Genomic DNA, 13813 nt, shown 5'->3' with positions numbered 1-13813 from the left:
TCATTTTCTATGGTGAGCCTTGTTTTGGTTTCTCACAGTAAGCCTTTGGCCGAGTCATTGGTGGGCTTGATTCGGCAAATGGCAGGTGAGGCGCTAAAAATTGCTGTTTCAGCGGGTGCCGGACCCGATCATACTGAGTTCGGGACCGACGCGACAGATATTGCACGAGCCATTACCGAGGTAGATAGTCCAGATGGCGTCTTGGTGCTGATGGACCTGGGCAGTGCAATTCTGAGCGCAGAAATGGCTTTGGAATTGCTTCCTCCCGAGGTGCGTCAACGGGTGCGTTTCTGTCCAGGGCCGTTAGTAGAGGGTGGCATTGCGGCAGGGGTACAGGCTAGCCTGGGAAGTGATATTGAGACGGTGTGTCGCGAAGCCCACCGTGCCCTGCAGCCCAAGGCGGAGCAACTGGAGGGCAGCGCCGAAATAGCGGCACCTGCTGTGGAGAGCACATCACCAGCAGAGGGGCAAGATTTTCACCACGTGGAGGTTGTGCTCAAGAATGCACACGGGTTACACGCGCGTCCAGCGGCGCGTTTTGTGCAACTGGCCTCGAAATTTGACGCCGAGATCCTGGTATCAAATCTGACCAACCAGAAGGGCCCTGTCTCGGCCAAAAGCCTGAATGCATTGGCAACGCTGGGCGCTTTACGCGATCACCGTATCCGTATTTTGGCACGCGGCAAGCAAGCCACTGAGGCGTTGGAAGCCTTACGCCAGCTGGTTGAGGAGCGTTTTGGGGAACCAGTGGGTGTTGCCGAAGCTGGGTCCTCTCCAGTTCAGCCGGCCATTGCAGGGGCTGAGGTCGTGGCACAAGAGGAAGAAGGTGTCTTTGTGGGGCTTCCCGTCTCTGATGGGGTGGCGGTGGCATCGCTTTATCATTATGAGTCCTTGCCCCCAATGGTATCTCACGACTATGTTAGTGATCCAGAAGCAGAGTGGGGGCGTTTGCAGGATGCCATCCAAAAAGTGCGAAAAGATATCCAGACCCGTTACCGTGAAATGGTGGCCCGAGTTGGTCCGGATGAAGCGGCGATTTTTGAGGCTCATGCCCTGCTGTTGGATGATCCTGATTTGCTCCAGCCTGCCCAACGGCTGATCTTTGAGCAGCGTTATAATGCGGCGTGGGCGTGGCAAACCAGTGTGGAGGCCATGGTTGCCCAGTATCAAAGCCTGGAAGATCCCTATCTGCGGCAGCGGGCGTTGGATGTCCAAGATGTGGGTAATCAAGTATTGCGTGCCCTGAGTGGGGAAGCGCGGGAGAAAATCACTTTTGAGCACCCTGTGATTCTGATGGCGGATGAACTGACGCCCTCTGAGACGGCTCAGTTAGATCTTGAACACATCCACGGGATTATCACTCTAAGTGGAGGACCAACATCGCATAGTGCTATTTTGGCGCGCTCGCTAGGCATTCCGGCGGTAACCGGCTTGTCCCCTGCGATCAGGCGATTGCCTGGGGGCGTAATGTTAGGTCTAAATGGGTTCCGCGGGCGTGTTTGGGTCAATCCCGATGAACGGGTGCGTAGCGAATTGGAGGCCGAGCGGAAACGCTGGCTTGAAGAACGTCAAAGACTGCTGGCTAGCAGTCTACAACCGGCGGTAACGCGCGATGGCAAGCGGGTGGAAGTGGTGGCCAACGCTGGTAACTTGGCGGATGCCCAGTTGGCGGTTCAAAATGGGGCAGAAGGCATTGGCTTACTACGCACAGAATTTCTCTTCCTTACGCGGCAAACTCCACCCTCGGAAGAAGAGCAATTTCAAGCAATTCGCGATGTTGGATTGGCGCTAAGAGGCCAGCCCGTCATTGTGCGCACCTTGGATGTGGGTGGAGACAAACCCTTGCCCTATATCCCGATGGAACCAGAAGCCAATCCGTTTTTGGGCGTGCGGGCTCTGCGTCTTTCTCTACAACAACCCGATTTGTTCCGTACACAGCTACGCGCAATCCTGCGTGCAGGAGCGCTGGCTAATCTGAGGATTATGTTCCCCATGGTCGCTACCCTCGAAGAGGTTGAGCAAGCGCGCGAGTTCCTGGTGCAGGTTCATCGCGATCTTGAAAATGAGGGTATTGCCCATGCTTGGCCGATTGAGACCGGGATCATGGTCGAGATTCCGTCGGCGGCGATCAAGGCGGAAAAACTAGCTGCTGTCGTGGATTTCTTCAGCATTGGTACGAATGATCTGACCCAATACACGTTAGCAGCCGAGCGAGGAAATCCCCGCCTGGCCTATTTAGCCGATGCTTTGCATCCGGCAGTATTGCGATTGGTTGAGCAGGTGGTACAGGCTGCCCATCAAGAGGGAAAATGGGTGGGGGTATGTGGTGAATTGGCCGGTGAAGCAGAGGCGGTGCCCATTCTGGCTGGGTTGGGTGTTGATGAATTGAGTGTTAACCCTGCTGGCATTCCGAAGGTTAAGGCAATCCTTCGCACCATGACAATGAGCGATGCGCAAAATCTGGCCCAGAAGGCTGTAAAATGCGCAAAAGCCTCCGAGGTTCGCCAACTGGCCACGGAGTTCTTGCGCATGTTGGGTATGATGGACTAAATTTGTGCAATGAACTCTGCAAATGAGGTGGTGGGGCGGAGGCAGATAAAATTGTTGCAAATGAATGCTGTTACCGGCACCTCAGGAGCGGGGTGATTGAGACGCACTAAGGCGGGTGCGTTGGAAGCAGGGGGTACTGTGCTCCCTGCGAGGATCAAACGTGGGCGGTATTGGCCATGGAGGTGATTTAGATAGAGAGCTGTTGCTCCCGGATCTCTCCATAGGAATACAAGTTGCTGTATTGGTCCAAGGGCCAAATCCATACAACGCAGAAAGGATGCAAATCCCAGCGGATAGCGTTGGCAAGCACTTGCAATCCAAGTCAGAAGGTTGTGTGTCATGGCTTCCCACTCTCCGTGTTCGTCCAGGTAAGCGAGGGTTAGCAAAGCATGGGCTGCTAGAGCATTGCCTGAGGGAGTTGCGCTATCCTGGATCTCTTTAGGGCGAATGGGGAGGGAGTTATCATCTTGGGGCGAATCGAAGAAGCCACCCGCAGAGTCACGAAAGCGATCCAGCATTTCGTGGGCTAGTTGACTAGCCCAAACAAACCAGGCGTTGTCAAAATCGGTCTGGTAGAGTTCAAGTAGAGCGAGGATGAGCGAGGCGTAATCTTCAAGACGGGCGAGAGGACCGAGTACGCCTTCATGCCATGAGCGATAGAGACGGTGATCCCAATAGAGGTTTTCCAGGATGAAGTTAGCCGCATTTTGGGCGGCTTTTAGATAATGCAGGTGCCCCAAATGGCGACCGGCTAGGGCAAGAGCCCGAATAGTTAATGCGTTCCAAGTCACAATGATCTTTTTGTCGGTAGCAGGACGCACACGTCGCTGGCGTTGAAGTAAGAGCGGATGAAGAAGGTCAACCGCATGCCTAAGACACTCGGCTAATTCGCGATCCTGTTTTTGCGCGAGTTCAGGCCAGGTGGACTTGACTTTGAGCACCAATTTTCCCTCATGAGCAACCCTTTCATCCAGGCAGTATGTCTGACTGAAATCCTGCCAGGTTGCAACTTCACCTAGGAGGGTTTTGAGTTCCTCAATTGACCACGTGTAAAACTTCCCTTCTTCTCCTTCTGAATCAGCGTCTAGGCTGGCGTAAAATCCACCCGCAGGGTGGGTTAGTTCGTTCAGAACGAAATCCAGGGTACGTCTGGCAATATAGCGAAAGGTTTCGTCTTTTGAAAGAAGATAAGCCTGGAGATATACGGTTGCAAGTTGGGCGTTATCATACAGCATCTTCTCAAAGTGGGGTATGCACCAATCCGCGTCGGTGCTGTAGCGGTGGAATCCACCTCCAACGAGATCGAAAATCCCGCCGCTGGCCATGGCGTGTAGGGCGTGAAAGGCAAGGTTCTGGGCGTGGGCGTGGCCCCGGCTAGCCTGGGTTAACAGGAACTCGATAGCGAGAGGCTGGGGAAATTTAGGTGCACGGCCCCAACCGCCGTGTTGCCAATCGTAGGTACGTTCAAGTTCGTTCAGGGCCGCCGTAAGCACGGTTTCGTAACTAATAGCCTGGGAGATGGGTTGCCAGGTGTGGGACTGGTGCAGGTGTTTGAACACTTTGCCAGCCAGGTTCTGGAGGCTCTGTCGGTCGCTTACCCAGGTGTAGTGAACAGCCTGCAATACTTGTAAAAACGAAGGTAATCCATGCCGAGGTACCGGTGGGAAATAGGTACCCCCAAAGAAGGGCTCGAGTGATGGTGTGAGGAAAACTGAAAGGGGCCATCCACCCTGGCCGGTCATTGCAATAACGGCGTTCATGTAGAGAGCATCTACATCTGGATGTTCTTCGCGGTCTACTTTGATAGGAACAAAATGGGCATTGAGAAAGGCTGCCACTTGTTCATCCTCAAAAGACTCATGGGCCATCACATGGCACCAATGGCAGGCAGCGTAACCAATGCTAAGGAAAATAGGTTTATCCTCACGGCGCGCTTTGGTAATGGCTTCTTCTCCCCAAGGATACCAATCAACAGGGTTATTGGCATGCTGTAAGAGGTAGGGCGAGGCCGAGTATTGCAAGCGATTCATAGTGTGTCCTATATTTTGCAATTCAGATTAATTTTATCGTGATTATAACCGAAGAAAACTCGTCTTGGTTTACGGGGTTAAGGAATTGTGAAATAAATCCCCTTGCTAATCCCGTAAACCTGGGTATATACTGAAATCTATTCTGATCCTACATACATACTAATCCTACATAATCAAGCGAGGTCTTATGGGAATTCAAATTGAGCAATTAGATACGGCAAATAAATCTCAGGTTGAAGCGTTTGTGCGCTTTCCCTTTAAGATCTATAAGGACTGCCCGCAATGGGTACCGCCGATTTTGAGCGATATTCGATTAATGCTCAATCGCAACAAACATCCTTTTTACGAACACTCGGATGCCGATTTCTTTATCGCTCGCCGTGATGGTGAGATCGTGGGGCGTATCGCGGTTATGGAAAACCGTCCGTATAATCAATATCACGGCACCCAACAGGCCCAGTTCTATCTCTTTGAGAGTGTTGAAGACCTGGAGGTAGCGCAAGCCCTATTCGAACGGGCGTTTGAATGGGCTCGCCAACGAGGACTTAATGAGATCGTTGGCCCAAAAGGCTTCAGTCCCTTTGATGGCTACGGGATTCTTATTGAGGGGTTTGAGCATCGCCAGATGATGACCATGATGAATTACAATCCACCTTATTATCCCCAGTTTATGGAGATGTTGGGTTTTCAGAAGGAAGTGGATTTTGTCTCCTGTTATTTACATCGTAGCAATTTCAATTTGCCCGAAAAAGTGCGCGAGGTTGCCAAGCGGGTTCAGGAACGAGGATATTTTGAAGTCAAGAACTTTGAGACAAAGTCTGAATTGCGCCAGTGGGCTAAAAAGATTGGCAAGGCCTACAATGAAACCTTTATTAATAATTGGGAGTATTACCCACTAACTGAGCGAGAGGTGGATTTTGTTGTTGATACCCTTATTACTATCGCCAATCCTCGTCTGATCAAGATAATCTTGAGCAAAGATAAAGTGGTCGGATTTCTTTTTGGTTTTCCGGATGTTTCTGAAGCCCTCCAGCGGGCCCGTGGCCGTTTGACGCCATGGGCGATTGTGGACCTTTTGCTGGAGATGCGGCGGACCAAATGGATTTCCCTCAATGGGGCTGGGGTACTCCCAGAGTATCATGGGCGAGGAGGAAATGCTTTGCTCTACGCTGAGATGCAGAAGACGGTCCTGGACCATGGTTTTGAGCATGCGGAGCTTACCCAGGTAGCCGAATCGGCTGTTCAAATGCGCAAGGATTTGATCACGATTGGTGGTAAAGCCTATAAAAATCATCGGGTCTATTTTCGCCATATCTGATCAAGCAAGAGGTTAAGAGCTTTTAGGAGGCTATCTATCCCCATGGCTGTCCATAGCACCACGTAAGGCACCAAAAGAATGTAGTAGCGCTGAAAAGAGAGTGGAAGCCAACCCAGGAAGAAGCCACTCTGGAAGATAGTCCCTAAAATCAAGACCTGAGTGGAAAGGCGAGAGGAAGGCAGAGCCTCGCGGCGGTCAAGGGTTAGGGCGAGCATTCCTAAAAGAGTAAGAGCAAGTATGAGCCCTCCCCCGGTTTTACCTCTTAGCAGGCTGTGAAACGGGTTGTGCTCATATGAGTTATATGATGTTGCTAAGGCCTGGTTGTAATTAGCAGCTTCGCTAAGTTGGGGCGGTGCAAAAAAGACCTGAAGTAGCATATTGCGCAGGCGAGTTGATGTTGACTCGGCCACCATCAGAGGATTTGCTACCTTAAAATCGCCTACCTGGGCGGTGATTAAGTGCTGACGAGCCGCTGCAGCCTGCTTGAGCGCTTCTACGGGGTGTTTCCAAAGAAAAGGGTTAAGTGCCAGGGTGAGTAATGTAAAAGCACTTAGAAAGGCCAGGATAGCGCCTAGGCGAGCCTTTGGGGTGTAGGTGGGTTTGGTCTGATCCAACAGACCCAACCGCAGGACTCCTAGACCCACGAGCGGCAATGCTGTGTATTTTGCGTTGAAGGCCAGTGCTGCGCTCAGCCCGAGTAGCCAGGGGTTTGGGGCAGGCAGGCTTAGCAGCCATAAGGTCAAAGTGCTTCCGCTCAGGAGGAGACCTTCTGCCATGGCTCGACGGGTATGCAAGAGGATAAGTGCGTGACCACCTGCAAGAAATAAGGATGTCCATGCAACGCGGCGCCCACGCAGAGCATACCCTAATGCATAGATGCTCAACAGGGATATGGGCAGGAGTAGGGTCATGCCCAAGCGAGCGACAAAAAGACTGGTGGGTGGGGGAAAAGCACCTGCCTGTAGGTTGGCTTCCCAGCCTTGGCTCCAATTCCAATCCTGAAGAGGGGCTGGCTGATTGGTTAGGGTGAGCCAGAAACCGATCCAGTAGCGAGTTAGTGGAGGGTCAAGCAGACGATAGATCATGCGATCACTGAGTGGCACTTCGGGTTGCCAAGCCAGGCGAAACGGATTCTTCAGGTATTCTGTCCAGTCCTGGCTCATATATAATTGAGTACTTTCATCGGGGTGAAAAGGGATGTCTGGAATCCCAAGTATATAAAATAGAGTTATCAAACCCACTGCAGTAATCAAACATACGGGTTCCCAGTATACGGACACCCATAAAAGCAAGCGATTAATCCATTTAGACAGATTGGTGAAGGATGGTAAATGGGATGCGTTCATGGTGGCAAAATAGAAAAATTGGAACAAAATGGATGGGTTTAGCGCTGGTGATCACTGGCCTAAGTGTTCTCCTAAAAATAGCTCTGCTGGGGGCTGAAGTTTTTCCTTTCAACGCCGATGAGGCGGTTGTGGGGCTGATGGCGCGGCATATCTTACAAGGTGCGCGCCCCATCTTTTTCTATGGTCAGGCTTACATGGGGAGTCTGGATGCATGGTTAGTAGCACTTGGTTTTGCATTATTGGGTGAGCATGTCGAGGTCATACGTTTGGTTCAGGTGCTATTGTACGCGTTAACCGTTTTCAGCGCGATCCTTTTGGGCTGGATGCTTTGGGAGGACCGTCGGATTGGGCTGTTAGCAGGAGTGTTTCTGGCGATCCCGAATGTGAATGTTACTCTCTACACTACAGTTAGCCTGGGAGGATATGGCGAGGCTCTACTGATTGGTAATTTGATTTTAATAACCGCTGTTCTACTAGTTAGAGAAGATCGGAGTGAAGACCTAATCAGGAGGGTCCCGTGGGGACTGTGGAGCCTGTTGGGATTCTGGATAGGCTTGGGGTTGTGGGTGCATGGGATGACGCTGGTTTATAGTGTGCCAGCCATCGGGGTGGCGACCTGGCACTTTAGACATGAACGTGGGATAGCAAAGCGCATAGGGATGTTGGGGATAGGATTTTTCGTGGGTTCTTTGCCTTGGTGGTATTTTGCCCTAACCCAGGGGTGGAAACCTTTGCTGACGGAACTGCTAGGTAGCGCAGTAGCGGTAGAAGAGGGAGCATGGTGGCAACGAACTCTTCAGCACGCCTTTAACTTGATTGTGTTGGGGTCAACCGTTACCTTAGGTTTTAGGCCCCCTTGGGCTGTGCAGTGGTTAGGCCTGCCACTGATGCCTTTCGTCTTGAGTCTCTGGATGCTTGTAGCATGGGAAGGAATCAGGGGTTGGTGGTCCACCAGATCCATTACCCTTGCAAGTTCGCTTTTGTTGGGAATAGGATTGACCCTGGGAGCAGGGTTTCTGTTTACATCGTTTGGCGTGGATCCCTCGGGGCGCTATTTCCTGCCACTGGCTCTTCCTCTGGCTTTTGGAGCAGCGCGCTGGATAGCACGCTTAAGTTCTAAAGGGTTGCGTCTTCTCTGCACAATGTTGATCCCGCTTTATCACCTGTGGGGCATTGGGACTTGTGCAGCACAGAATCCCCCTGGCATAACCACACAGTTCTATGCGCCAACTCAGATTGATCAACGTCACCTTCCCGCACTCTCTGCCTTTTTGGAGCAGGCAGGGGAAACAAGAGGGTATTCCAATTACTGGGTGGCGTATCCACTGGCGTTCATTTCACAAGAAGAATTGATTTTTGCTCCACGCTTGCCGTACCATTTGGACCTGCGGTACACAAGCCGCGACGATCGCTATCCACCCTATACGTTAGTGGTGAGTCAAAGTGAACGGGTGGCTTATATTACTACTCACAATCCTGCCCTTGATGATTACCTGAAGCAAGCGTTTGATCGCTTGAATATAAATTACCAGGAGGTGCAAATTGGCGATTACCGGATTTACTATCGCCTTTCTAGGCCAGTCCATCCGCATGAGATCGGTTTAGGAGAAACGCACCCCTAATGGCGTACGGTAAAGTGTACTTCCTGCCGATCTTGTAGCGCGGGGAAGTTGGAACGAACCTCGCTAATGTTGGCAAGATCAATTGTTGCTTGAACGAAATCCTCCTCCCGAATACTGCCACGAGCTAAGACCTCGCCCCAAGGTGAGATAATTAGACTGCTACCACCGTTAGTCACTTTACCGGTGGTACCGACTGCATTGCAAGCAGCTACGAGCGCCAGGTTTTCAATAGCACGGGCGCGCAAGAGGGTTTCCCAATGCTCCAGGCGGGGGGCAGGCCACTGGGCAACCAGCAAGAACGAATCGGCGTTGTGATTGAGATAAGCGCGGAAGAGCTCGGGAAAGCGCAGATCGTAGCAAATAGCCAATCCACTGGTTAAGTCGGCTACTGATGCAAGAACGGGACTATGCCCAGGCGCAAAATACCGGTCTTCGTTAAGGGGTCCAAAGAGGTGAATCTTGTGATACTGACCGGTAATCTGTCCGGAAGGTGCGATCAGGATGAAAGTGTTGTAGTAGTGTCCTGCATCGTACGTGATGAGGGATCCGCCAATGTAAAGCCCGTTTTCCTGGGCCTGGCGGCGTAGTTCAGAGATGAGTTCCAGATTCTGGTGAGCGTGCTGGGCCTGATTTTTCAGATCATACCCGCTGCTCCACAGTTCCGGAAAGAGTACGAGATGAGCGTGGCTTTTGCGGGCTTCTTTGAGAAACTCAAGCGCTTTGAGGTAGTTTTTTTCTAAATTGCCCAGCTGGATGTTCATTTGGGCTAAAGATATATTAAGTTCCATGGTTTCCTCACGTTATAATTGATATATAGTCAATAATTTTCTCGGCTCCACAGGACACCAACCGTTGAGGCGCTCCAACCTTTGGATTTATGGATCCCTTTTCCTGGCCCTGGCAGTTTTAATCAGTCTGCTTGTATTTTTGAATTATCGTCTGGTTCAGTATCAGCGTCAAACAGGATCGGATTTCTTCGTGGGCTGGCAGTCCATGCGCTTACTCTTGCAAGAGGGCGTTAGCCCTTATGCGAACACTACGGCTCAACGGATTGGTCGAATGGGGGTTGAAGTCGGCTTAGATGTTAGTTGGGTTCCTTTCAACGCGCCGCTATATGCCCTCATTTTATACTTGCCCTTTGCCATCGTAAAGGATTTTACCCTGGCTCGTGCACTAGCGTTAAGTGTGGCTGAGATCTCGATTGGCTTGGCACTTTACTTGAGCCTCCAAGCCACCACGTGGCGGCCCAGAGCATGGGTATGGGGAGTGTTAGCCCTTTTCGGAATTGGGTGGTTTCCCGGTGCTATGGCGCTACTGGGCGGAAGCGTTATACCAGCAGTTGTGCTTTTTGTATCCCTAGGTTTATGGGCTGTTCGAACGCGACATGAGGAAATTGCCGGAGTGGCATTAGGTCTTGCCATGGTGCGCCCGCATGTGGTGGGAATCCTAATCGTGGTAATCCTCTTGTGGGCCCTTTTCACTCGGCGTAATCTAATCCTCTTGTGGTTCCTCATCACAGTAGTCCTTTTGAGTCTGTTTTTTGCCCTTTTTCTCCCTTCCTGGCCGCTTGAGTATCTGGCGATGCTTGTCAATCGTCAGCGCCCTTTGGTGGGCCTAACGGTTGGAGAAGCGCTAAGGGTTTTCTTTCCGGGCATTGGAACCCGGCTGGGGTTGGCGATTAGTGCGATGATGGGAGCAGTACTTCTGGTTGAACTAATGCTTCATCGGCGAGGCGGACTGCGAGCATTTGTATGGCTAGCCTCGTTGAGTTTGGTGGTGACCCCTTGGACGGGAATACGCCTGCGACCAGAGGACTTAAGTCTCTTCTTGCCTGCCATTGTTCTTGTGGGAAGTTTGTGGATTGAGCGATGGCAGCGTGTTGGCCTTATTCTATTTGGGGTGATTGGGGTGATGCTGGGGATAGGCGCATGGGGTATGGCGGGTTGGAGAATCATGGAGAGGCTTCCACCCCAGAATCTAGCCTTGCTTATATTGTTGATTCCCCTGATGGGCATAGCCCTGTTGTACTGGGTGCGTTGGTGGGCTATTCGCCCCCCCAGCGTGTGGATGGACCTCATTCGACAAGAAGACATTGAGCCTTCGCTTGAGGAGTAAGGTAAGGCGCGATGCAGCGTTATCATTATGGGATGCTGGCGCTTCTTGGGGTACTTATCGCTGGTGCGATGGTGGGGTTACAGCCTCTGGCTGCTTCTATGGATAGCGATTACTACTACGCACTAGGGCAGCAGATTATGCAGGGGCGGGGAGACGAACAACCTTTCATCTGGAATTATCTGGCTGACCCGTCTGAAGTGCCAATGCCGTCTTTTGATTATTGGATGCCTTTGCCGGCTTTTGTTGCTGCCTTGGGCATGTGGTTGACGGGGACACAGGCTTTATGGGCAGCGCGTTTACCGTATATTGTCCTGCATGGCATTAACACTGCTCTAGTGGCGTACTTGATCCATCGGCGTACGAAACAGCCCCATCTGGCCTGGTTGGGGGGGCTAAGTGCCTCTATCCCGCTTTTCTACGCCAGTTTTATCTCTTTTCCCGAATCATTTACTCCGTTGATGACGTTAGGAGCGTTATATTTCCTGGCCGTTTTTGAGGGCGATCGGTTGTGGGCCGAGCGATTAAGGATAGGGTATTCAATTGGGGTGGGAGCGCTATGTGGTCTCCTACACCTGACACGAGCCGATGGTCTGATCTGGCTGGTTGCGAGCATCCTGCTTGTGGGGGTGGCGCCGTGGCGAGCCCTGGACGGGCAAAAGTTTGGGTTTGTTGTCAAAATTCGTATAGCCGTACTTAACGGGTTGGGATTGGGAATTGGGTATGGTTTAGTTGTTGCTCCCTGGGTGTTACATAATGTACGCGCATTTGGTACAGTGCTACAACCGGGTTCTGGACGGGTTTTGTGGATCCGAGAATATAACGAATTATTTTTTTACCCTGCCTCTGTGCTGACATTTGCCCGTTGGGCTGAACAAGGATGGCTTAATATTCTAAAAGACCGTTTGTGGGCGTTAGGGCAAAACCTGCTGAGCGCAATCGCTGTACAAGGGCAAATTGTGCTCTTTCCGTTGATTGTTCTGGGATGCTGGAAGGAACGTCATCGTCTTGAGGTCCGGTTTGGGATGGGGATGTGGGCCCTATTGGGATTGGTTTTCTCAATTCTTTTTCCCTTTGCGGGGGTAAGAGGGGGATTTTTCCACTCAGGCGCGGCCTTGCAACCTTTTTTGTGGATGTTGGGGTGGTGGGGATTCAAACACTGGATGGAGTGGGGGGTGCACAAACGGGGTTGGAAGCAGGAACTTAGTCAGAGGGTTTTGGGGGTGGGGCTTTTGTTGATCCTTCTTTTTACGTCAGCCAGCATTTATTTCCGTCGAGTGTCTGGAGACAACGGAGCAGCACCAACCTGGAAAGTAACCCAGGAGACGTACTTAGCGGTGCATCATAAGTTACTAGAGTTGGGATATGAACCTGAAAATTCGCTGGGGGCTGTTAATAACCCTCCCACGTTTTTTGTGCTAACCGGACGTTCTAGCATTGTCATCCCAGGAGGAGATCTCTCGCAATTGCTCGCCGTTTTATGCCGGTATGGGGCTAAGTATGTCGTTTTAGAACGAGATCAAATAAATCTTTCCTTGCTTTACGCGCATCCAACTGAGATTGAGGCCTTGGCGTATCTAGGTACGGTACAAGGGGCTCATCTGCTGAGACTGAAGGATGACGCAGTGACTTGCCGCTATTTTTCTCAAACAGGCATAGACAATTATGCTATACTTACACCTGATTTGGACACCTCAGAAGTTGACCCAGGTGTTAGGGTAGCGAAAGGCGGAGATGAGCATGGAGACTCAGGTGACTAATGAATCAGACGCGTGGGAATCCTTTATTGACTTCATCGCCTCAGAATTAGAGCAAGCGCGGCGTGTCCATTATGAAGTCACCGAGATGATCGAACGCAGTCAGGTGGAGCTAACACGCCTAACACAACGCAATGCCAGTATCAATGCCCATCTACAGCAGCTCCACGCTCAATTTGATTCGGTACCACGCAGTGATATCCGTGTAGTATATGATTCAGCGTTAGATGCCCAGCGGCGGCTTTTGGTCATGCGCAGCCAGGTTGAGAAATTACAGAGTGACCAGGCTCATTTAGAGAAATACATCCAATTACTTGAGAAAGTGCAGGACTTTGTGGGGGAAGGCTCGTCTGCTGAGAGCGGTCGAAGGCGGGATGGGGGGATGGCTATGCTGGAAAAACTTATTGATGCTCAAGAAGCCGAGCGCCAAAAACTCTCTCGCCAGATGCACGATGGTCCGGCCCAAGATCTTTCTAATTTTATTGTGCAGGCTGAGATTGTGGCCCGTCTGTTTGATCTGGATCCGCTCAAGGCCAGGGAAGAATTGGAAAACCTCAAAAATGCTGCAATGGCAACATTCCAAAAGGTTCGTCTCTTCATCACGGGTTTGCGCCCGATGATGCTAGACGATCTAGGCTTGTTTATTACCGTGCAACGATATGGAGAAGCATTCAGTAACGAAACCGGTGCTGAAGTTAATGTAATGACTCGGGGGGCTCAGCAGCGCTTTGCTCCCTATGCTGAGGTTATGATTTTCCGGGCTATTCAGGAATTGATGAATAATGCTTACCGTCATAACCAGGATATGTTGCGCAAGTTAATGATTGAGGTCTTTTTGGAAGTAGGAGATCAATTTGTCAAAGTAGTCGTTCGAGATGATGGCAAGGGGTTTGACCTACATCAGTTGCAGGAAAGTGGAGGACTGGGGTTGCGCTTGATCCGGGAGCGGGTGGAAATGCTGGGGGGAAGCGTGGATATTGATACTGCGCCAGGACAGGGGTGTCGAGTGACCTTGCAAATCCCCTTGAATAACATTACACTCTAAAAACTAAGATCAAACACGATCGAAAACTTTCAC

At 51.2% G+C, this 13813-nt stretch carries 9 protein-coding genes; 6 read left to right on the top strand and 3 right to left on the bottom strand.

Annotated elements, in window-relative coordinates:
- The first annotated feature begins 9 nt into the window (after window positions 1–9).
- Window positions 10–2550 (top strand): phosphoenolpyruvate--protein phosphotransferase, encoded by a 2541-nt coding sequence (ptsP, locus tag Q0721_RS04720; protein WP_299026103.1) that lies wholly within the window; start codon window positions 10–12, stop codon window positions 2548–2550.
- Here the strand turns inward: ptsP and Q0721_RS04715 are convergent.
- Complete coding sequence (locus Q0721_RS04715) at window positions 2547–4580, bottom strand: thioredoxin domain-containing protein (protein ID WP_299026100.1); 2034 nt, start codon at window positions 4578–4580, stop codon at window positions 2547–2549. The two genes, ptsP and Q0721_RS04715, sit on opposite strands and share 4 nt — an antisense overlap.
- A 187-nt stretch (window positions 4581–4767) precedes the next feature.
- Between Q0721_RS04715 and Q0721_RS04710 the strand changes: the two genes are divergently transcribed.
- Complete coding sequence (locus Q0721_RS04710) at window positions 4768–5898, top strand: GNAT family N-acetyltransferase (protein ID WP_299026096.1); 1131 nt, start codon at window positions 4768–4770, stop codon at window positions 5896–5898.
- On the opposite strand, the gene Q0721_RS04705 is transcribed toward Q0721_RS04710, so the two are convergent.
- Window positions 5880–7061, bottom strand: a complete 1182-nt coding sequence (locus Q0721_RS04705; RefSeq protein WP_299026094.1) for a hypothetical protein — start codon at window positions 7059–7061, stop codon at window positions 5880–5882. The two genes, Q0721_RS04710 and Q0721_RS04705, sit on opposite strands and share 19 nt — an antisense overlap.
- Before the next feature lie 173 nt (window positions 7062–7234).
- Between Q0721_RS04705 and Q0721_RS04700 the strand changes: the two genes are divergently transcribed.
- Window positions 7235–8866, top strand: a complete 1632-nt coding sequence (locus Q0721_RS04700) for a glycosyltransferase family 39 protein (protein ID WP_299026091.1) — start codon at window positions 7235–7237, stop codon at window positions 8864–8866.
- Here Q0721_RS04700 and Q0721_RS04695 read toward each other — a convergent pair.
- Window positions 8863–9654, bottom strand: a complete 792-nt coding sequence (locus Q0721_RS04695; protein WP_299026090.1) for a carbon-nitrogen family hydrolase — start codon at window positions 9652–9654, stop codon at window positions 8863–8865. The genes Q0721_RS04700 and Q0721_RS04695 overlap by 4 nt on opposite strands.
- A 64-nt stretch (window positions 9655–9718) precedes the next feature.
- Here Q0721_RS04695 and Q0721_RS04690 point away from each other — a divergent pair, with 64 nt between their 5' ends.
- The 3 genes from Q0721_RS04690 to Q0721_RS04680 are packed head-to-tail and all read left to right on the top strand — an operon-like array spanning window position 9719 to window position 13780.
- On the top strand, window positions 9719–10981 hold the full coding sequence (locus tag Q0721_RS04690; RefSeq protein ID WP_299026087.1) for a hypothetical protein: 1263 nt from the start codon (window positions 9719–9721) through the stop codon (window positions 10979–10981).
- Window positions 10982–10992: 11 nt separating this feature from the next.
- Entirely contained in the window at window positions 10993–12738 is a 1746-nt protein-coding gene (locus tag Q0721_RS04685) for a hypothetical protein (RefSeq protein ID WP_299026085.1), read from the top strand.
- Window positions 12713–13780: a sensor histidine kinase gene (locus Q0721_RS04680; RefSeq protein WP_299026082.1), complete on the top strand. Its 1068-nt coding sequence runs from the start codon at window positions 12713–12715 to the stop codon at window positions 13778–13780. Before Q0721_RS04685 ends, Q0721_RS04680 begins: the two co-directional genes overlap by 26 nt.
- The last annotated feature ends 33 nt before the right edge of the window (window positions 13781–13813 follow it).

The organism is uncultured Thermanaerothrix sp. (assembly GCF_938028735.1).
Lineage (GTDB): Bacteria > Chloroflexota > Anaerolineae > Anaerolineales > Anaerolineaceae > Thermanaerothrix.
This window is presented reverse-complemented; position numbering and strand designations above follow the sequence as displayed.